The sequence below is a fragment of the Armatimonadota bacterium genome, from assembly GCA_031459765.1.
GTDB lineage: Bacteria > Sysuimicrobiota > Sysuimicrobiia > Sysuimicrobiales > Kaftiobacteriaceae > Kaftiobacterium > Kaftiobacterium secundum.
In genome coordinates, this window is sequence record JAVKHY010000019.1 from 1 (window position 1) to 20,446 (window position 20,446).

Consider the following 20,446-nt stretch of genomic DNA (forward strand, 5'->3'; position numbering starts at 1 on the left):
GCCTGGAGGGGATGGGCGACCTCACCGGCGCGGCCCTGGTCGTGGCGATGCTGGTCGTGCCCACGGCGGGGCTGTTTCTGCTCGAGCGCTACGTCGTGGCCCGGCGGGCCTACGTCACCGTCACCGGACGGGGCTCGCGCATGGAGCGGGCCCCGACCCCGCGCCTGCTGCGGTGGATCGTCGTGGGGATCTGCGCCGTGACCACCGTCATGATCGGGCTGGTGTACTTCGGCGTCATCGCCGGGGCCTTTACCGCCATCTGGGGACGGGACTGGTCGTTGTCACTGACGCACTGGCACCTCGCCGCGGAGCGCATGGGGAGCCTGTGGACCAGCGTGAAGATCGGCGTGCTGGCCGGGCTGATCACCGCGACCATGGGCGTCCTGGTGGCCTTTCTTACCTCGCGGCGGCTGCCGCTGCGTCAGGCCCTGGACTTCCTGGCCGTGCTGCCCGGCGCACTGCCCGGCGTCTTCGTCGGCGTCGGGTTCGTGCTGGCCTTCAACCGGACGCCGCTGGGCGGGACCCTGTGGGTCCTGGCGATCGCGCTGGCCTTCTGGCACCTGCCCATGGGCTATCAGGCCGCCTCCGCCCGGCTGCGCCAGATCGAGCGCTCGATCGAGGAAGCGGCGATCAACCTGGGCGCCTCCGGCCTGCGCGTCCTGTGGGACGTCTACCTGCCGTTGCTGCTGCGCGGACTCGTCGAAGCGTTCTCCGTGTCGTTCATCCGCGCCGTCACCAACGTGAGCATCGTCGTCTTCCTGATCGCCCCCGGGCAGCTGGTGGCCACCTTTGTCATCCTGGGGATGATCCAGAGCAACACCTGGGGCGCCGCCGCGGCGCTGACCACCATGCTGCTGGCGCTGACCTTCGTCGCCATCGGGCTGACCTGGCTGGCCGTCGGCCGGGTGGGGCGCCTCCCGGCGATGGGATAGGCACCGATGATCCACGTCCGATTGCGGGAGGTCACGAAGCGCTTCGGCCAGGTCGTGGCCGTGGACCGGGTGTCGCTGGAGGTGCCGGAGGGCAGCTTCACCACGCTGCTGGGGCCCTCGGGCTGCGGCAAGACGACGCTGCTGCGCCTGATTGCCGGCTTCTACTATCCCGACGCCGGCGAGGTCTTCATCCGCGATACCCGCGTCACGGATGTTCCGGCCCATCGCCGCAATGCGGCGATGGTCTTCCAGGAATATGCGCTGTTCCCTCACATGACCGTGGCGGAAAATGTCGGGTACGGCCTGCGCATGCGGCGGGTCCCCGGAGCCGAGCAACGGCGCCGGATCCAGCAGGTCCTGGAGCTCGTCGGGTTGAGCGGCCAGGAGCACAAGTTTCCCCACCAGCTGTCCGGCGGACAGCAGCAGCGCGTGGCCCTGGCCCGGGCGCTGGTCGTGGAACCGGAGGTGCTGTTGCTGGACGAGCCCCTCAGCAACCTCGACGCCAAACTGCGGGTGCGGGTGCGGACGGAGATCCGCCAGCTGCAGCAGCAGCTCCGCAAGACGGTGATCTACGTCACCCACGACCAGGAGGAGGCGCTGGCCATCTCCGACCGAATCGCGGTGATGGAGCACGGGCGCATCCAGCAGATCGGCACGCCGCTGGAGATCTATCACCACCCGGCCAACCGCTTTGTGGCCGACTTCGTGGGGCTGGCCAACTTCCTGGAGGGCGAGATGCACGCGGGGGGGCAGGTGCGGGCCGGGGAGATCGTGCTGCTGGTGCCCGACGGACCCCGATCGGGGACACGGGTCACCCTGGTGCTGCGCCCGGAGGCCATCAGACTCCACGCCCGTCCGCCGCAGGAGGCGGTGAACGTCCTCCGGGGACGGGTGACGACGGCGAGCTTCCTGGGCACCCTGGCCCGATACTGGGTGGACGCCGCCGGGCGGACCTGGCTCGTCGATGTCCCGTCGCCCGGCGAAGGGATCCTGAGCGGAGAGGTGTTTCTGGAGATCCCTCGCGAGCGGATTCATATCCTGGGCGCAGACCGGGGGGAGGGGTAGGGCCGTGACAGGGGCCGCCCCCCGGGTCACGTCCGGCGCAGTCTCGAGGAGGCCGTAGCGGAACGATCGAGGAGGTGGCGATGGGTAGGTGGGATCTGCCGCCCAAAGGCGGCCACATGGACAAGCGCACGGGCATCTACCTCCAGACGATGACGATGCGCGACATCGAGGAGCGCCTGGCCAAAAACGACGTGCTGATCGTGCCCTTGGGGGCGACCGAAGCGCACGGGCCGAACGCGCCCATCGGGGAGGACATCTTCCTGGTCACCCGCATGGCGGAGGCCGTGGCCGAGCGCACGGGCTGCACGGTGAGCGAGCCGCTGTGGTGGGGTTCGCACCCCTACCACCATCTGGGGATGCCCGGCACCGTGGTCATCCCCGAGGACGTCTTCACCGCCTTCCTCCGGGCGATGATCGCCGGCTTCTGGAACATGGGCTTTCGCAAGCAGATCCTGCTCAACGGCCACGGACAGGAGTACGTCATCCCCACCGCCATCCACCAGTTCGGCAAGCGCTACCGCGTGCCGGCGCTGATCGTGAACCTGAACTGGTACCACGCCGTCCCCGAGCACTTCAAGCTGAAGCAGGACGGCGGCCCCTACGAGACGCCCTTCATCCACGCTGACGAGGTGGAGACCTCCTGGTGCCTGGCCCTGTTTCCCGAATTGATGAAGCAGGAGTGGGCGGAAGACAACACCCCCTTCGGCTTCCTCCCCGAGGGGCACGTGGACAAGGCCGGCAACCTGCTGCGCCGTCCCATCAACTGGTACGGCCACGTCGGCGCGGGGCCCATCGAGGTGAAGGCTTACATCGAGGGCGTCGTGGGCAAGCCCAGGCTCGCCGCGGCGGAGAAGGCCCTGCCCGGGGTGGAAGCCCTGCTGGACTACCTGGAGCGGCTGGTCACCGACATCCTCAAGACCTTTCCCCCCGGCCAGCTGCCGCCCATCGATCTGGTCACAGAGCGGGACAGGGAGGAACTGGAGGCGGTGCTCAAGGGCCCGGCCCGCGGCGGGAAGAGCATCTACGCCCTGGGCTGGCCGCCATGAGTTCCCGAAGGTGCGTAAGCACCGAGGGGATGCGTTGACGAAGGGATGCGTTGATTATGAAGCTGAGTCTCGTCGTGTCGCTGGAGGAGACCGCTTTTGCCGCCGTCGCCGTTCGCGGGTCCTGGCGGGACGGCCTCCGCATGGCCGCCGAACTCGGCTACGATGGTGTTGAGCTGGCCGTGCGGGATCCGGGGGCGGTCGACGCCGGCGCCGTCGCCGGTGCGCTACGGGACCTGGGGCTGCCGCTGGTCGCAGTGGGCACGGGGCAGGCCTACCTGGCCGAAGGATTGAGTCTGTCGGACGCCGCCGACGACGTCCGCCGCCGGGCCGTCGAGCGGATGGAGGCGCACATCCGCTTTGCCGCCCGGTTCGGGGCGGCGGTGATCGTGGGGCTGTTGCGGGGCCGGGCCGGGGGCGAGCCGGCCGCCGCCCGGCGGCGGCTGGAGCAGTCGCTGGCCGCCATCCTGCCCGCCGCCGAACGGGAGAAGGTGCCGGTCCTGATCGAGCCCATCAACCGCTACGAGACGGATCTGCTGACGACGATCGGCGATGCCGTGGCCCTCAGTGAGCGGCTGGGGTCCGCATCCCTGGGCGTCGTGGCGGACACCTTCCATATGAACATCGAGGAGGCGGCGCCGGAGGCGGCGCTGCGTGCGGCGGGTCCCCGGCTGCGCCACGTGCACGCCGCCGACAGCAACCGGCTGGCTCCCGGGTGGGGGCACCTCGATTTTTCGTCGATTGTCAGCACGCTGCGCGAGATCGGGTATCGGGGGTTCCTGTCCGCCGAAATCCTCCCGCGGCCCGACCCGCGGGCCGCGGCCCAGCAGTTCCTCGCGCACCTGCGTCCGCTGCTGGGAGAGGCAGTCCATCCGAAGGGGGGATACGTGTGAGGAATGCCATCCTGATGGTCCTGGCGCTGGTCCTGGCCCTGTTCGGCGTGGCCACGGCGGCGCCGGCCGGAAAAGTCACCGTCCTGTGCAGCCCGAACCCGGCCTGGTGCGACGCCGTCAAGGCGGAGTTTCCCAAGGCTACGGGCATCCAGGTGGACTTTGTCCGCCTGAGTTCGGGCGAAGCGCTGGCCCGGCTGCGGGCCGAGCGCCAGAACCCGTCCTTCGACGTGTGGTTCGGGGGTACGGGCGATCCGCATATTGTGGCTAACGAGGAAGGCCTCACCGAGTTCATCCGTCCCGCGGCGTGGAACGACCTGCGGCCGGAGTTCCGCGAGGCCGTGGCCGGCAAGTACATCCCGCTCTACGCCGGGATCCTGGGCTGGGCGCTGAACGAGCGCCTGCTGAAGGAGAAGAACCTGCCCGTCCCCCGCACCTGGAAAGATCTGGCCGACCCCCGCTACCGCGGGCTGGTGGCGTATCCGAACCCCAACACCTCGGGGACGGGCTACACGATGCTGGCCACCCTGGTCCAGATCTACGGGGAGCGGGCGGCCTTCGACCTGTTGAAGGCGATCCACAAAAACGTCGCGGAGTACACGCGCAGCGGCGCGGCGCCGGGGCAGCTGGCCGGCCGGGGCGAGGTGGCGATCGGCGTCACCTTCATCCACGACGCCGTAGACCAGGTCCTGAAGGGATTCCCCATCACCTACAACGCGCCCAGCGACGGGACGGGCTACGAGATCGGCGGGCTCAGTCTGGTCAAGGCCACGCCCAACCGCGCCAACGCCATCACCTTCATCAACTGGGCGCTGACGCCGGCGGCCCAGAGCCTGGCCGCCAGCCACGGGCAGTCCTACCAGATCCCGTCGAACAGCAAAACGCCCATCCCCAGCATCGCCCCGCGCTTCGAGTCGTTCAGGGTCATCAAGTACGACTTCGTGAAGTACGGGAGCGCGGCGGTCCGCGACGGGCTGGTGAAGCGGTGGACGACGGAGGTCTTCCCGCTGCCCAAGTAGGGCCGGCGACGGGGAGGCCGGGGCCTGCTCCCCCGGCCTCCCTTCCGTTCGACGAGGTGAGATGGCCCGAGTCCTGACGGTTCCGGCCGTGCGCGCCGGACCCAACCTGACGCTGCTGGCCTGGAGCACGCTGACCCTCCTCGGCGGGCTCCTGCTACCCTGGACGCGGCCGGGACGCGACCTGTTCGTCTTCCTGCCGGAGGCGACGGGCGCCGCCCTGGCGCGCGACACCCCGCTGGTGGCGGCGATCCTGGCCGCGGCGCTGCTGGGGGCGGGCGTGGCGCTGCTGCCGTGGCCGAATGCGCAGCGGGGCCGCGCCGCCGTGGCCCTGGGTGCGGCGGGCGTGGCGCTGGTCGTCCTCCGCCTCTTCGGCGTCGGTCAGCCCTTCGGCTGGGGCGCGGTGGTGGCGGCGCTGGGGTTTCTCGCCGTGCTGGGGACGGGGCTGGCCCTGTCGGGAGTGCTGCGGGCGGACCCCTTCATCGCCGGCAGCATCCTGTGGGTGGCCGCTTTCGTCCTGATCTTCATCCTCTTCCCGCTGTGGGCCGTGCTGGAGGCCAGCGTGGTGGTCAGGGGCCGCTTCACGCTGAGTGTGGTGGCAGAGACGCTGCGTTCACCGGGCTTCTTCCTGTTGAACAACCCGGCGACGCCGAGGAACGAAACCGCCCTGGCCCTGGCCGCAGGAGGCCTCGCGGTGGTGCTCATGCTTTTCGTGCAGGTCGGCCGGCGTCGTCGGCCGACGGTATGGACTCCGGCCGTCGGAGCGGGAGCCTTCGTCCTCGCCGCGCTCTACCTCGGCTTCGGGGCGCTGAGGAACAGCGTGCTCCTGGCCATCGTGGTCGGGGTGATCTCCACCGCGCTGGGGTTTCTCTTCGCCCTGCTGGGGGAGCGCTCGCGCCTGCCCACCCGGAGGCTGCTGGGGCCTTTCTCCATCCTGCCCATCATCACACCGCCCTTCGTCCTGGGGCTGGCCATGATCTACATGTTCGGCCGGCGGGGGTTCGTCACGTACCAGGTGCTCGGCATCTCCACGAACATCTTCTTCGGTCCGCTGGGGGTGGCCGTGGCCCAGATCCTGGCCTACGCCCCGATCGCCTACCTGGTGCTGCAGGGAGTGGTGCAGGCCCTGGATCCGGCGCTGGAGGAGGCGGCGGAGACCCTGGGCGCCTCGCGCTGGCACATTCTGCGCACCGTGATCTGGCCCCTGGCGCGCCCCGGCATCGCCAACGCCTTCCTGCTCGTGGCCATCGAGAGCCTGGCCGACTTCGGCAACCCGATCATCATCGGCGGGGGCAAGCCCTTCCTGGCCACGGAGGTCTTCTTCGCCATCATCGGCCGCTTCAACCCCAACGAGGCCGCCGTCTACGGCGTCGTGCTGCTGCTCATGACCCTCTCCATCTTCCTCCTCCAGCGCTACTGGGTCGGTCGCCGCTCCTATGTCACCGTCACGGGCAAGCCCTCCGGGGCGAGGCCGCGGCCGTTGCCCGCCCCGCTGGATTACGGCGTCTCCCTGGTCTTCGTGGCCTGGATGGTCCTCATCGTCGCCCTGTACGGGTCGGTCTTCGTGGGCAGCCTGACCAAGCTGTGGGGGTTCGACTACACCTTCACCCTGGAGCACCTGCGCAACCTCTCCCCCACGGGGTGGAAGGTCTTCTGGACCAGCACCAAGCTGTCCGCCTACGCCGCGATTCCCTCCACCCTGCTGGGGTTTCTCATCGGCTACCTGGTCACCCGCATCGAGTTCCCGGGACGTGCCGCCCTGGAGTTCAACTCCATGCTCTCCTTTGCCGTGCCGGGCACGGTGATGGGCATCGGCTACATCCTGGCCTTCAACCAGGGGGCGCTGCTGCTTACCGGGACCTCCACGATCATCATCCTGGCCTTCGTCTTCCGCAACATGCCCGTGGCCATCCGCTCCGGGGTGGCGGCGATCCACCAGATCGACCGCTCCCTGGAGGAAGCCAGCACCATGCTGCGGGCTAACGCCCCGACCACCCTGCGGCGGATCGTCATGCCCCTGGTGCGCCCGGCGCTGCTGTCGGGGCTGGTGTTCGCCTTCGTCCGGGCGATGACGGCGGTGAGCCAGGTCATCTTCCTGATCACCCCGCAGCACAGCCTGGCTACGACCCAGATCCTCACCTACATCGAATACGGCTCGCAGGGCCGCGGCGCGTCGCTGGCCAGTTTGCTCACGGTCTTCATGATCCTGGTCATTCTCGCCCTCTACCTGGTCAATCGCCGCCTGGATGTGCGGGCGGCGCGGGAGCTGGCCCAGACATGACGGGGACGGCGCCGGCGCAGTCCGCCGTCCCGGTGCGCCTGGAGCGGGTGAGCAAACGCTTCGGCCCCGTCGTGGCGGTGGACGACGTCACCCTGGAGATCCCCCCCGGCCGGCTGGTCACGCTGCTCGGGCCGTCGGGGTGCGGAAAGACCACCACCCTGCGGATCATCGCCGGCCTCGAGGTGCCCAGCGCGGGGCGCGTCTTCATCGGCGAGGAGGACGTGACTCCGCTGCCGGCGAGCACGCGCAGCGTGACAATGGTCTTCCAGTCCTACGCCCTCTTCCCCCACCTCACGGTCTTCGAGAACGTGGCCTACGGGCTGCGGATCATGAAGCAGCCGGAGGCGGAGATCCGGGCCCAGGTGGGGGCGGTGCTGGATCTGGTGGGGCTGCCGGGGGTCGGGGAGCGCTTCCCGGCGCAGCTCTCCGGCGGCCAGCAGCAGCGGGTGGCGCTGGCCCGCGCCCTGGTGATGAAGCCCAAGGTCCTGCTCTTCGACGAGCCGCTGTCCAACCTGGACGCGAAGCTGCGCAAGCGCGTGCGCGGGGAGATCCGCGACCTGCAACGGCGGCTGGGCATCACCAGCATCTACGTCACCCACGACCAGGCCGAAGCACTGGCCCTTTCCGACATCATCGTCGTCATGAACCAGGGCCGGGTGGAGCAGGTAGGCTCGCCCTTCGATCTCTACCGACGGCCGGCCACCCGTTTCGTGGCCGATTTCATCGGGGAAGCCAACCTCCTGCCCGGCCGCTACAGCGACGGCAGCGTGGCGGTGGGCCCCTACGTCTTTCCCTTCACCCAACCCGGGGTGGCTCCCGGTCCGGTCACGGTGGTGGCGCGGCCCGAGGCCGTTCAGGTGGAGACCGAGGGCCAGGGGCTGCCCGGCACCATCCGCTCCGCCTTCTTCATGGGCACGACCATCGACTACCTGATCGACACGCCGGCCGGCGAGGTCAGCGCCAGCGAGCCGCCCCGGGCCCGGGGCGTGCTGCCGGTCGGGACCGAGGTCCGGTTGCAGTTCACCGACGCCGGGATCTACCTGCTGGCAGAGGACGGGAGGTGAGGGCATGGCCCTGCGGTACGCCATCGGCGACTACACATTCCACCCCGAGGAGTTCTTCCCGCGGGAGCTGTTCGACCGTATCACCGACACCCGGGTGACCCGGCCCGAGGTGGTGGCGGAGGAGGCGCAGGCGCGCCGGCGCCGCCCCCGGCTGACCCGCGACGGCCGCCTGACGATCCTCGCCGCCGACCACCCGGCCCGCATGGTTACCGCGGTGGGCGACGATCCGCTGGCCATGGGCAATCGCTGGACGCTGCTGGCCCGCATCCTGCGCGTCATCACCGCCGAGGAGTTCGACGGCGTGATGACGACGCCCGACATCATGGAAGACCTCTTCATCGTGCACCGCCTGGACAAAGAGTTGGGCGGCCCGGGGTTCCTGGATCAGAAGGTGCTGCTGGGCTGCATGAACCGCGGGGGACTGTCCGGGGCGGCCTTCGAGCTGGACGACCGCATGACGGCCTTCACCCCGGAGATGATCGCCGCCCGGCGCCTGGACGGCGCCAAAGTCATGTTCCGGCTGGAACCCCGCGAGCCGGCCTCGCTGGACACGATGATGTACTGCGTCGAGGCGATCAACGCCTGTCAGGCCCGAGGGATCCCGGTGTTCCTGGAAGCGCTGATGGTGGAACACGTGGACGGCAAATACAAAACCCTGAAGAACGCGGAAGCGCTCATCAAAGTCGTCAGTGTGGCCTCCGGGCTGGGGAGCGCCTCCGCGTTGACCTGGTTGAAGATCCCCTACTGCGAGGGCTTCGAGCGCGTGGCGGAGGCCACCACCTGCCCGATTTTGATGCTGGGCGGCGAATCGCGCGGCGATCCCACGGGCATCCTGCTGGAGTTCGCGGCCGGAATGCGCGCCGGCGGCACCGTGCGGGGAGCGCTGGTCGGCCGCAACGTCACGTTCCCGGGGCGGGACGACCCGCTGGCCGTAGCCCTGGCCGTGGACGCCATTGTGCACCGGGGCTTCAGTGCCGAGGAGGCGGCGGCCTATCTGGCCGAGGTGCGGGGGCGGGGGATGGACCGTTTCACCCGCTGGCTGTCGCGATGAACGTCATCGTCCTCGTCCTGGACAGCCTGCGCCAGGACCACGTGGGCGTCTACCACGGGGAGCGGTCGGTGTTTCCCGACCTTCCCCCTGCGGAGACGCCGCACCTGGACGCCTTCAGCCGGGAGTGCGTGGTCTTCACCAACGCCTATCCCGAGTCGCTGCCCACCATCCCGGCGCGTTATGTGCTCATGACCGGCCAGCGCGCCCTGCCCTTCCGCCCCTGGGCGCCCCTGAGCCCCTACGACCTCACCATCGCCCAGCTCCTCCGGTCGGAGGGGTACGTCTGCGGCCTGATCTCCGACTGCTATCACTACCGCGCCCCGGGGATGAACTACCACCAGGGCTTCCACGCCTACCACTGGATCCGCGGACAGGAGTACGATCCCTGGGAGTCGGCCCTGCCGCGGCGGGATCCGGCGGGCTATGTCAACGCCCACTACCCCGAAGAGTGGCGCCAGCGCGTGGCGCAGTTCCTGGCCAACACCGACGGCTTCGCCGCCGAGGAGGACTGGTTCCCGGCCCGGGTCGTGGACCAGGCGGTGGCCTGGCTCCGGCGCCATCGGGACCGGGAGAAGATCTTCCTCTGGGTGGACTCCTTCGACCCCCACGAACCGTGGGATCCGCCGCCGCGGTTCGACAGGTACGCGGTCGGCGCGCGCCGAGGTCCGCGGCTCATCCTTCCGATGGGGGGACCGATGGAGCGTTGGGCCTCGCCCGACGACGTCACCCATATTCGCGGGCTCTATGCCGGCGAGGTCTCCTTTGTCGATCACTGCCTCGGGCGGTTCTTCGCCTCGCTCCGAGAACTCAACTACCTCGACGACTCCCTCGTCGTCGTCCTCGCTGATCACGGTCATCCCCTGGGCGACCACGGGAAGTTCCTCAAGGGGCCCGACCGGCTCTACAGCGAACTCCTCCGCGTCCCGTTCCTGGTGCGGCTTCCCCGGGGCCGCGGCGGCGGCCGGCGCAGCGAGGCCCTCGTCCAGTTCCAGGATCTGCTCCCCACCGTGCTGGACCTCATCGACGCGCCCGGGGACCGGGAGTTCATGCACGGGCGGTCCTTCGCCGCCGTGCTCCGCGGGGAGACGGACGAGCATCGGGAGGCGATCATCACCGGCTACCACGAGGGGATCGACCGCTGCATCCGGACCCGGCGGTACAGCTACATCATGCGGCCGGCGGGGGAGGCCGACGAGTTGTACGACCTGACGGAAGATCCTCAGGAGCGGCGCAACCTGGCGGCGGAGCACGGCGAGGAAGCGGAGCGGCTGCGGCGGCTCCTCGGTCCGGCCTACCGCCCCCGGCGGCGGCGGGGCCGCGGCGTGCAGGGGAAGTACGAGCTGGCTTCATCGGGCATCGACGAGGCCGTGATCGGCAAACACTAGCGGGGAGGAGAGGGAGGACACCTTGGCGGCGCTGAGAGGCAAGCTGGTCGTCGGCCAGTCCGGCGGTCCCACCGCGGTGATCAACGCCTCGCTGGCCGGCGTGATCCAGGAAGCGGTCCAGCACGAGGAGATCACCGGGATCTACGGGATGCGGCACGGCGTGGAGGGCCTGCTGCGCGAGGAGCTGATCGACCTGGAGGCGGAGTCCGCGGAGACCGTCGAGCTCCTCAAGCACACCCCGTCCGCCGCGCTGGGATCGTGCCGCCACAAACTGGAGGAGGCCGACTACGGGCGCCTTCTGGAGATCCTGCGCGCCTACGACATCCGGTACTTCCTCTATATCGGCGGCAACGACTCGGCGGACACCTCGCACCGGCTGGCCCGCCTGGCGCAGCAGGAAGACTACGAACTGCGCGTGATCGGCATCCCCAAGACCGTGGACAACGATCTGGTGGGCACCGACCACTGTCCCGGCCATCCCAGCGTGGCCCGCTGGCTGGCCGTCTCCGTGCGGGATGCGGGGCTCGACACCGAAGCGATCGGGGTCGTGGACACGGTGAAGGTCATCGAGACCATGGGCCGCGACACCGGATGGATCACCGCGGCCACGGCGCTGGCCCGGACCCACGAGGACGCCGCGCCGCATCTGATCTATCTCCCCGAGCGGCCCCTCCGCCGCGAGCAGCTCCTGGCCGATGTGGAGGCGGTGTACCGCCGCCTGGGGCATGTGGTGATCACCGTCTGCGAAGGCCAGAAGGACGAGCGGGGCCGCTACCTGGCCGCCTCCACGAGGGCCGTGGACGTGGACCGTTTCGGCCATCCACAGCTGGGAGGCGCCGCCGCCGTCCTCTGTGACCTCATCGCCACCGAGCTCAAGCTCAAAGCCCGGTTCGACAAACCCGGCACGATCCAGCGGGTCAGCGCCGTGCTGGCCTCGCCGGTGGATGTCGAGGAGGCCTGGCGGGTGGGACAGGCGGCGGTGGAGCAGGCCGTGGCGGGCCAGACGGACCAGATGGTGGTTCTGCGACGGGAGCGCGACGAGCCCTACCGCAGCGGGATCGGTCTCGTGCCGCTGGAGACGGTGGCCAACCGGGTCCGGCCGGTTCCCGATGAGTTCATCGCGCCGGCGGGGAACGACGTCACGGAGGCGTATCTGAGGTACATCCGGCCGCTGATCGGCGGGCCGCTGCCGGCGTACGCCCGGCTGCGGGGAAAGGGGGTGCAGCGACCCTGATGCCCCGCTTTGCCGCAAACCTCACGATGCTCTTCACGGAATATCCGTTCCTGGAACGGTTCGCGCGGGCGGCCCACGCCGGCTTCCGGGCCGTGGAATACATGTTTCCCTATCAGGAGGATCGGGACGGGATCGCCCGGGCCCTGCGGGAGTACGGGCTGACCCAGGTCCTGTTCAACCTGCCGGCGGGGGACTGGGCGGCGGGGGACCGGGGCATTGCCGCCGACCCCGCCCGGCGCGAGGAGTTCCGACGGGGGGTGGCCGAGGCGGTGGAGCTGGCCCGGCGCTTCGGCTGCACCCGCCTCAATTGCCTGGTCGGGAAGCGGCGCGACGATGTGTCGGCCGCAGAACAGTGGGCGTGCCTGGTGGACAACGTGCGCTTCGCCGCCGCGGAACTCGAGCGGGCGGGGATCACGCTTCTCGTGGAGCCCGTGAACACCTACGACATCCCCGGCTTCTTCCTCCATACCTCGGCACAGGCGGTCCGGCTCCTGGACGACGTCGGCGCGCGGAACGCGCGCCTGCAGTACGACGTCTACCACATGCAGCGCATGGAGGGGAACCTGGTGGATACCATGCGGCGGCTGCGGGACCGCATCGGGCACGTCCAGATCGCCGATGCGCCGGCTCGGCACGAGCCGGGAACGGGGGAGATCCACTTCCCCTATGTGCTGCGCGAGCTGGACGCCCTCGGCTACCAGGGCTACGTCGGGCTGGAGTACCGGCCGTCCGGACGGACGGAGGACTCCTTCGGCTGGATCGAGGCGATGGGGTTTCGCCGGGCAATCGGATGAGGCAGGAGGCAACCCAGCGGGGGGTGGTGGAGATGAGGAGAACGCTGGTGGTCCTGACGGGGGTGCTGGCGCTACTGGCGCTGCTGCTGCCGCCGGCGCAGGCCCAGCGCGTGGTGGTGATCCGGGCTTGGACGATCGGGCCCGACAACCCGTCGGTGACGCGGTACAACAATCTGGTCACCGCGGCGGAGCGGTTGAACAGCGACCTGCGCCGTGAGGGCGCGGGAGTGCAGGTCAAGGTGGAAGGGTTCTTCGACACCACCAACTGGGATTCGTATCTGCGCCGCGTGCTGCTGGGCTTCCAGAGCAACGAGGGGCCGGACATCGTCCAGGCCAACGCCTCGCTGAACGCGACCTGGGCGGAAGGGGGATTCATCATCCCGCTGGACGCCTATCTCCCGCGGCACCGGCAGTTCGCCGACGTCGTGCCCTCCCTGTGGGACGCCCTGAAGTACAAGGGGAAGATCTGGGGCGTACCTCAGGATACCGAGGCCCGGCCGCTGTACTTCAACAAGGTCCTGCTGCGGCAGCTGGGCTGGACGGAGGCCCAGATCGCGGCCCTGCCCGACCGGCTGGCGAAGGGCGACTTCACCTGGGACGACGTCCTGGCCGCGGCGCGCGAAGCCGTCCAGAAGCGCGTGATCGAAGCGGGAAAGGGTTACTACCACCGGCCGGTCAACGGACCGGACTTCATCCAGTGGTACCGCTCCTTCGGCGGCCGCATCTTCGACGAGGCGACGGGCCGGCTGGTGATCACCAGGGCCGCCCTGTTGCGCTACTATACCTGGATCCGGACCGGCGTGGAGGCGGGGGTCATCGAGCGGGACCGGCTGAACAACGACTGGAACCGCTTCTTCCAGCCGGTCACCGACGGCAAAGTCCTGTTCTTCTCCGGCGGCACCTGGCAGTGGGCCGAGATGGCGCAGTTGTGGGTCCACAACAAGGGCGGCGAGGAGTGGTTGTTCGCCACCTTCGGCTACGGGCCGCACCCGACCCATGTGAAAGGCGGTAAGGCCATCACCATGTCCAACCCGCAGGCCTACTTCGTCTCGGCCAAATCGGCCAACAAAGACCTGGCTGTCCGGCTCCTGGCGTACACGACCACGCCGGACCTGGACGCCAAGCACGCCGTCGGCAGCGCCCACCTGCCCGTGCTGAAGACTACGGCCCGGATGATCAACAACAGGTTCCTCAAGGAGGTCAGCTACCTCCTCAACTACACGACCTTCGCCCCGGCCCATCCGGACCTCTCCAAGTGGCAGGATGCGATCTTCCGCGGGTTGTCCGCGGTAGAGTCCGGTCAGGTGCCGCCGGCCCAGGGGGTGGAGTTCGTGGTGAACGAGATGCAGCGCACGATCGGGAACCAGCTGCTCGTTGAATGAGGTCCGCAGGGGAAGGGCTGGAGCGTGCCCTTCCCCTGCGCTGCTTTGTCCGGGAAGAGGAGGAGCGGCCCAATGGCTCACGAGGCGGTGTGGGGCGAGCGCGCGTCTGGGCACGCTCGTCGTCTGACGAGCCGCTACCTGGCGCCGGCCCTCTTCCTCGCCCCGGCGACGGCGCTCATCGTGCTGTTCTTCCTGCTGCCCGTCCTCACCACCCTTGGCCTGTCGCTGACCGACATCTCCACGCTGACCTTCCGCCAGCCCCGGTGGGTGGGGGTCGCCAACTACCGCCAGCTGCTGGGCGATCCCTTCCTGGGCCGGATCATGGCCAACACGGCGCGTTACGTCCTGCTGACATTGCTCTTCAACGTGGGGATGGGGCTGGTGCTGGCGCTGCTCACCACCTCGGTGCGGGAGCGGTACGGCGGCCAGGTCCGTGCCCTGTGGCTGTTGCCGCGCATCCTCCCGCCGGTGGTCTACGTCTTCATCTGGCAGGGGCTGACACGGGAGGCGCCCTTCGGGCTGGTCAGCGACGTCCTGGGCGTGTCCAAGAACTGGATCACGGCCTCGCCCTGGACCGTGATCATCCTGGCCAACGGGCTCGTCGGGGCCTCCTTCGGCATGCTCATCTTCACCTCGGCCATCCGTGCCATCCCCCTCGACCTTTTCTACGCCGCCGCGGTGGACGGGGCCACCAGCGGGCAGACCGTCCGGCGCGTGGTGCTGCCGCTGCTCCGGTGGCCGATCCTGTTCGTCACGGCCTACCAGACGCTGTCACTGCTCACGTCCTTCGAATACATCCTCCTGCTCACCAACGGGGGACCCGGATTCTACACCACGACGGTGTGGGCCCTGCACGCCTACCAGCTGGCGCTGCAGAACTACTTTGGCAACGTCCAGTTTGGACTGGGCGCGGCCATGGCCGCCGTGCTCGTTGTGATCGGGCTCGTCGTGTCGCTGCTGTACCTGCGGGTCTTCAATTTCCGGGCTTTGGTGACCGAGCCCAAGGTCGAGGTCAACTGATGCCCCTGCTCCCGCCGCGCTGGCGACTGCTCCTCATCGTCCTGGCGGTCCTCACCGTGCCCATCGCCTCGGGAGTCCTGTGGCTGTTCCTCACCGGTACCTTCCACCGGGTGCACGGCCTGGTCCCCGTGCCGCCGGCGGCGCCGGCCAACTGGCGGTTTCTCTGGCAGGCCGTGGGCGGCCGCCCACCGGTGTACGTCGCCATCGTCAACTCGCTGATCTTCGCCGTCCTGGTCGCCGCCCTCGAGGTGGTCGTCTCCTCGATGGCCGCCTACGCGATCTCGCGGATGTCCTTCCCCGGGCGGCGCCTCTACCTGGGGCTGGTCCTGGTGTTGCACGCGTTTCCCGCGGTAAGCCTGATCATCGCCATCTTCTACATCCTGCGGCTGCTCGGGCTGTTCGACACGCTGACCGGGGTCATTCTCGTCAAGGCCGCGCTCGAACTGCCCCTGGGGATCTGGCTGATGAAGGGGTTCTTCGACACCCTCTCCTGGGAGATGGAGATGGCCGCCCTGGTGGACGGGGTGTCGCGCTGGCGCCTGTTCTGGAGGGTGGCGCTGCCCCTGGTTCGCCCGGGGCTGCTGGCGCTGGGCACCTTCGCCCTGCTGTCGGCCTGGGGGGAGTTCATCCTGCCCTACACTCTGATCGTCAGTTCCCAGCGCACCCTGATGTCGAGCTATCTGCAGACCTTCCTCACCGAGGGCTATTCCGACTTCGGCATGGTGGCGGCGGTGGGGGTCGTCTACGCCCTGCCGGTCATCGTCCTCTTCGCCGCGGGCCAGCGCTACCTGTTGAACATCTACGGTGGGGGCCTGAAGGGATGAAGGGAATCGCCGTCCGGCTGGAAGGGCTGACCAAGCACTTCGGCAAGGTCGTCGCGCTGCAGGCGCTGGACCTGGACGTCCGCGCCGGCGAGATGGTGGCCTTTCTCGGTCCCTCGGGATGCGGTAAGACCACGACCCTCCTCATGATCGCCGGGATCTACCGTCCCACCGCCGGGGCCATCTACTTCGGCGACCGCCGCGTGGACCATCTGCACCCCCGCGACCGGGATGTGGGAATGGTCTTTCAGTCCTACGCGCTGTACCCGCATCTGACGATCTTCGAGAACATTGCCTTTCCCCTGCGCCTGAAAGGGATGCGGGGGGAGGCGGTCGCCGCCCGGGTCCGGCAGTCCGCAGAGCTGTTGGGAATCGCCCACATCCTGGAGCGCCGGCCGGCTCAAGTGAGCGGGGGCCAGCAGCAGCGCGCCGCCCTGGCCCGGGCCCTGGTCAAGGAGCCGCAGGTCTTGTTGCTGGACGAACCGCTGAGTAATCTTGACGCTCAGATCCGTCTCCAGGCTCGCGGCGAGATCCGCCGTCTGCAGCTGGACCTGGGGGTGACCAGCGTGCTCGTCACCCACGACCAGGCCGAGGCGCTGGCGATGGCCGACCGCGTCGCGGTCTTCTCGATGGGCGAGCTGCAGCAGTTCGCCTCGCCCCACGACCTGTACACCCGCCCGGCCAACACCTTCGTCGCCGGTTTTGTCGGCCATCCGCCGATGAACCTGATTTCGGGGGCGTTCGCCGGAGGGGTGTTCGTCCACAATGACCTGAGGATTCCCGTGGCGTTCCCCGCGCCGGCGGGGGAGGGCACGCTCGGCGTGCGCCCCGAGGATCTTCGGCCGGGCAGCGGTCCCATTCGCGGCCGGGTCGTTGTCGTGGAGTCGCTCGGCCGTCAGGTCCTGGTCACGCTGGAGGCCGGAGGCGCGACGCTCAAGGTGCTCACCGACCTGCGCCCGGCCGTGGGCGCCACGATGGACCTTGCCGTCGATCCGGCGCGGTGCCACCTCTTCGACGCCCGCGGCCGGCGGATCGAGGGCCGGGCGTGACGGCGCTGCCGGGGGCGCTGGTCGTGGACGGCCGGCGGGTGCTGCTGAAGTACCACGCCCTGCGGTCGGGCCGGGGCGCCCACCCGCCGAACAGCCTGTCCGCGCTGGGCGAGCTCCTGGACGGCGGCGCGGAGGTCATCGAGTTCGACGTCACCGCGATCCAGGGCGGCGAGTATCTGCTCATCCACGACGAGACGCTGGAGCGGGAGACGACGGGGACGGGCCCCGTTCGCCCGCTGACGCCGGGGCAGGCCAAACGGCTCACGTTGCGGGGATGGGACGAGCCGCCGGCGCTGCTGTCCGAGGTCGCCGACGTGCTGGCTTCCTGGCGGCGACCTGTGAAGGTACAGGTGGACCTCAAAGATCAGTATCCGCTCACCGCCGAGGAGGCCCGCGGCTTCCTCCGGGCCATCGCCCCGCTGCGGGCGAACGCGCACCTCTCGGTGGTGGTGGGCTGTCTCGCCGACTGGAACCTGCGGCTGCTGCACCGTCTGGATCCGGCGCTGGCCGTGGGACTGGACTTTGCCTTCTACCTCGACGCGCCCGTTCCGGAATTCCCGCGCCTGCCGGTCCGGGAGAACGTCTTCGGCTACCTCGACGACCACCCGCTGGGCTTCCGCCGCGGGCTGTCTCCGGGCGACTACCTGCGGGACCGCCTGGAGAGTCTGTGCCGCCTCGTTCCCGGCGCCGTGGAAGTCTACCTGCGGGTGGAGTTCATCGAGCAGGCGTTGCGGGACGGCGTCAATCCCGTCGCCGTGGTGCGGGGCGCGCTGGGGGACGTCGTGGTGGACGGGTGGACGCTGAACGCCGACCACCCGCAGGCGGCGTCGCTGCTGCGGATGCTGCTGTCCAGCGGCGTCGATCAGGTGACGACCGACACCGCCGTCCAGCTGGCGGAACTGCACGGCGGGAGAGGGCCGGCATGAAGGAAGCTGCGGCTGCTCCGGGGCGGAGCTGGCTCGATGCCGCCCGCTGCCTGGTCATCGCCCACCGGGGAGCCTCGGCCGAGGCGCCGGAGAACACGCAGGCCGCCTTCCGGCTGGCCATCGACCGGGGGGCCGACGGCATCGAGCTGGACGTGCGGGCCAGCGGCGACGGCCACCTCGTCGTGATCCACGACGCCACCGTGGACCGGGTGACCGGAGCGGAGGGCGAGATCGCCGCACTGACGCTCGCGGCGCTCCGCCGCCTCGACGCCGGCGCCGGCCAGCGCATCCCGACCCTGGCCGAGGTGCTGGATCTGGCGCGGGGGCGGCTGCTCGTGGACATCGAATTGAAGATCACCGGGGTGGAGCCGCAGGTGCTGGCCCTGGTCCGTGAATTCGGCATGGAGCGGGACGTCTTGATCACCTCGTTTCACGAAGAGGCGGTGGCCGCCGTCCGGCGCCTGGCTTCGGACGTGGCCACGGGGTTGCTGCAGCAGCGGCCGGCCCCCGGCCGGGCGGTCGCGCTCGGGACGCCGGTCTATCTCCCCCCCATCGGCGCGCTGTCCGACGGGCTCATGGCCGAGTGCCGGCGGCTGGGGCTGCGCGTGATCCCCTGGACGATCCGGCGGGAGGAGGAAGCGAAGACCGCGTTACGCCTCGGCGTGGCCGGGATGATCGCGGATGATCCGCGCCTGGTCCGGTCGGTGCTGGCCCAGGCGCAGGCGTAGAGGAGGGGACGGCGTGGAGAAACCGGTCATCGGATTCATCGGGTTGGGGATCATGGGCAAACCCATGTCCCGGAACCTCATCAAGGCGGGCTACCGGCTGGTGGTGCACGACCGCGTCGAAGCCGCGGTGCGGGAGATCGCCGCGCTCGGCGCCCAGGCCCCCGGATCCTCGAGGAAGGTGGCGGAGGCCAGCGAGGTCGTGATCACCATGCTGCCCGATTCCCCCGACGTGCAGGAGGTCGTGCTGGGGAAGGAGGGCATCCTGGACGCGCTGCGGCCGGGGATGACCTACATCGACATGAGCACGATCTCCCCCATCGTCACCCGCGAGATCGCGCCGCTGGTGGAGGCCCGGGGGGCCCAGATGCTGGACGCGCCGGTGAGCGGCGGCGAGAAGGGGGCGATCGAGGCCACCCTGTCCATCATGGTCGGCGGGCCCAAGGAGGTCTTCGACCGGATGCTGCCCATCTTCCAGGTGATGGGCAAGAACATCGTCCACGTCGGCGACCACGGCGCGGGGCAGATGACCAAGGCCGCCAACCAGATCGTCGTCGCCCTGACGATCCAGGCGGTGGCCGAGGCCCTCACGCTGGCCGCCAAGGCCGGAGTGGACCCGGCCAAGGTCCGGGCGGCCCTGCTGGGCGGCTTCGCCCAGAGCCGCATCCTGGAACTGCACGGGCAGCGCATGCTCGACCGGAACTTCCAGCCCGGCTTCCGCATCCGGCTGCACCAGAAGGATCTCAACATCGCCCTTTCCACCGGGAAGGCGCTGGGCGTGCCGTTGCCCGCAACGGCGATCGTGCAGGAGGCCTTCACCGCCCTGCGGGGGATGGACCGCGGCGAGCTGGATCACTCCGCCCTGGTCACCCTGATCGAGGACCTGGCGCGCGTGCAGGTGAAGCCCCAGGAGGGTCCGGCGCCGCAGCGCTGAGGGCGGCCCGCGGAGAGGAAGATAGCGAAGAGGAAGATAGAAGAGAGGCGCTCACGCTCTCGGCTTTCCACCGTCTTCGGCCGGACCGCCGGTTCCTACCGCCCGCTGGCTATCCTCCGGGATTACTCCCGAAGTATACCGCCGGCTCTCGGAGTCCACGTGCCCTGGCGTTTGAATCGGCTACTTCGCCGCTAGGCTCGCGCCTCTCTTGCTCTGCACACTATCATGCGTGTGCAAGAACGGTCAATTCAGAACCTTCGTTCACCGGTTGTGGATAGTGTGGGCAGCGTGGACAGCAGGAGTTCACCCCGCCCACCAGAAGCGCTTCCACGATGCGCGCGGTTACCTCCGCTCAGATCGCCGAACTGGACCGCAGGGCCACCGAGGAGTACGGCATCGCCGTGCCGCAACTGATGGAGGCGGCCGGCCGCTGGGTCGCCCAGGCCGCCCGGGAACTGCTGGGCGACGGGCGGGGGCGCGTGGTCGTCCTGGCCGGGAAGGGGAATAACGGCGGCGACGGCCTGGTGGCGGCGCGGCACCTGGCGGCCGCGGGGACGGCCGTGACGGCACTGCTCGTGGCGCCGGAGTCGGAGTACGCGGGGGAGGCCGGACGCACCCTCGCCGAGGCGAAATCATCGGGTGTCGAGGTCCGGGTTGCGGCCTCGGAGGCCCTCCCCGCGTTGCTCGGAGAGGCCGCGCTCATCATCGACGCCCTGTTTGGCACGGGATTCCGAGGCCCCGCCCGCGGACTGGCCGCCGAGGTGATCCAGGCCGCCAACCGCTCGGGCCGTCCAATTCTGGCCGTGGACGTTCCCTCGGGGCTCAACGCGGACA

General features: G+C 69.5%; 19 protein-coding genes. All 19 read left to right on the forward strand.

Translation table 11 applies throughout. From position 1 onward, the window contains the following. Positions 1-932: ABC transporter permease subunit (locus QN141_13560; protein ID MDR7559504.1), on the forward strand; the 932-nt coding region annotated here is incomplete at its 5' end. A 6-nt stretch (positions 933-938) separates the two neighbouring features. Beyond that, entirely contained in the window at positions 939-1,997 is a 1,059-nt protein-coding gene (locus QN141_13565) for an ABC transporter ATP-binding protein (GenBank protein MDR7559505.1), read from the forward strand. A gap of 80 nt (positions 1,998-2,077) precedes the next feature. After that, the gene (gene iolN / locus QN141_13570; GenBank protein MDR7559506.1) at positions 2,078-3,043 is read left to right on the forward strand and encodes a 3-dehydro-scyllo-inosose hydrolase; all 966 of its coding nucleotides are present in this window, start codon (positions 2,078-2,080) and stop codon (positions 3,041-3,043) included. A gap of 56 nt (positions 3,044-3,099) precedes the next feature. After that, a complete protein-coding gene (gene iolO, locus QN141_13575) occupies positions 3,100-3,933 on the forward strand; it encodes a 5-keto-L-gluconate epimerase (protein MDR7559507.1) in 834 nt (277 codons plus the stop codon). Beyond that, positions 3,930-4,949, forward strand: coding sequence for an ABC transporter substrate-binding protein (locus QN141_13580; protein MDR7559508.1), 1,020 nt, complete (start codon positions 3,930-3,932; stop codon positions 4,947-4,949). The genes iolO and QN141_13580 overlap by 4 nt, the downstream gene beginning before the upstream one ends. 61 nt (positions 4,950-5,010) lie before the next feature. After that, positions 5,011-7,227 (forward strand): iron ABC transporter permease, encoded by a 2,217-nt coding sequence (locus QN141_13585; GenBank protein ID MDR7559509.1) that lies wholly within the window; start codon positions 5,011-5,013, stop codon positions 7,225-7,227. After that, on the forward strand, positions 7,224-8,291 hold the full coding sequence (locus QN141_13590) for an ABC transporter ATP-binding protein (protein ID MDR7559510.1): 1,068 nt from the start codon (positions 7,224-7,226) through the stop codon (positions 8,289-8,291). Before QN141_13585 ends, QN141_13590 begins: the two co-directional genes overlap by 4 nt. 4 nt (positions 8,292-8,295) lie before the next feature. Then, positions 8,296-9,342, forward strand: coding sequence for a hypothetical protein (locus QN141_13595; protein MDR7559511.1), 1,047 nt, complete (start codon positions 8,296-8,298; stop codon positions 9,340-9,342). Then, positions 9,339-10,727, forward strand: a complete 1,389-nt coding sequence (locus QN141_13600; protein ID MDR7559512.1) for a sulfatase — start codon at positions 9,339-9,341, stop codon at positions 10,725-10,727. The genes QN141_13595 and QN141_13600 overlap by 4 nt, the downstream gene beginning before the upstream one ends. Before the next feature lie 22 nt (positions 10,728-10,749). Then, the gene (locus QN141_13605) at positions 10,750-11,961 is read left to right on the forward strand and encodes a 6-phosphofructokinase (protein ID MDR7559513.1); all 1,212 of its coding nucleotides are present in this window, start codon (positions 10,750-10,752) and stop codon (positions 11,959-11,961) included. After that, the gene (gene hyi / locus QN141_13610) at positions 11,961-12,755 is read left to right on the forward strand and encodes a hydroxypyruvate isomerase (GenBank protein ID MDR7559514.1); all 795 of its coding nucleotides are present in this window, start codon (positions 11,961-11,963) and stop codon (positions 12,753-12,755) included. The genes QN141_13605 and hyi overlap by 1 nt, the downstream gene beginning before the upstream one ends. 32 nt (positions 12,756-12,787) lie before the next feature. Beyond that, positions 12,788-14,137 carry an extracellular solute-binding protein gene (locus QN141_13615; GenBank protein MDR7559515.1) on the forward strand — a complete coding sequence of 450 codons (1,350 nt, stop codon included), beginning with the start codon at positions 12,788-12,790 and terminating at the stop codon, positions 14,135-14,137. 72 nt (positions 14,138-14,209) lie between these two features. Then, positions 14,210-15,157 carry a sugar ABC transporter permease gene (locus tag QN141_13620; protein MDR7559516.1) on the forward strand — a complete coding sequence of 316 codons (948 nt, stop codon included), beginning with the start codon at positions 14,210-14,212 and terminating at the stop codon, positions 15,155-15,157. After that, entirely contained in the window at positions 15,157-15,981 is an 825-nt protein-coding gene (locus QN141_13625) for a carbohydrate ABC transporter permease (GenBank protein MDR7559517.1), read from the forward strand. Before QN141_13620 ends, QN141_13625 begins: the two co-directional genes overlap by 1 nt. Then, a complete protein-coding gene (locus QN141_13630) occupies positions 15,978-17,027 on the forward strand; it encodes an ABC transporter ATP-binding protein (GenBank protein ID MDR7559518.1) in 1,050 nt (349 codons plus the stop codon). Before QN141_13625 ends, QN141_13630 begins: the two co-directional genes overlap by 4 nt. Continuing rightward, positions 17,024-17,953, forward strand: coding sequence for a glycerophosphodiester phosphodiesterase family protein (locus QN141_13635; GenBank protein MDR7559519.1), 930 nt, complete (start codon positions 17,024-17,026; stop codon positions 17,951-17,953). The genes QN141_13630 and QN141_13635 overlap by 4 nt, the downstream gene beginning before the upstream one ends. After that, positions 17,950-18,681 (forward strand): glycerophosphodiester phosphodiesterase family protein, encoded by a 732-nt coding sequence (locus tag QN141_13640; GenBank protein ID MDR7559520.1) that lies wholly within the window; start codon positions 17,950-17,952, stop codon positions 18,679-18,681. The genes QN141_13635 and QN141_13640 overlap by 4 nt, the downstream gene beginning before the upstream one ends. Before the next feature lie 13 nt (positions 18,682-18,694). Then, a complete protein-coding gene (locus QN141_13645) occupies positions 18,695-19,612 on the forward strand; it encodes a 2-hydroxy-3-oxopropionate reductase (protein ID MDR7559521.1) in 918 nt (305 codons plus the stop codon). A 332-nt stretch (positions 19,613-19,944) separates the two neighbouring features. After that, positions 19,945-20,446, forward strand: a 502-nt coding sequence (locus QN141_13650; protein ID MDR7559522.1) for an NAD(P)H-hydrate epimerase, incomplete at its 3' end; no start/stop codon positions are given.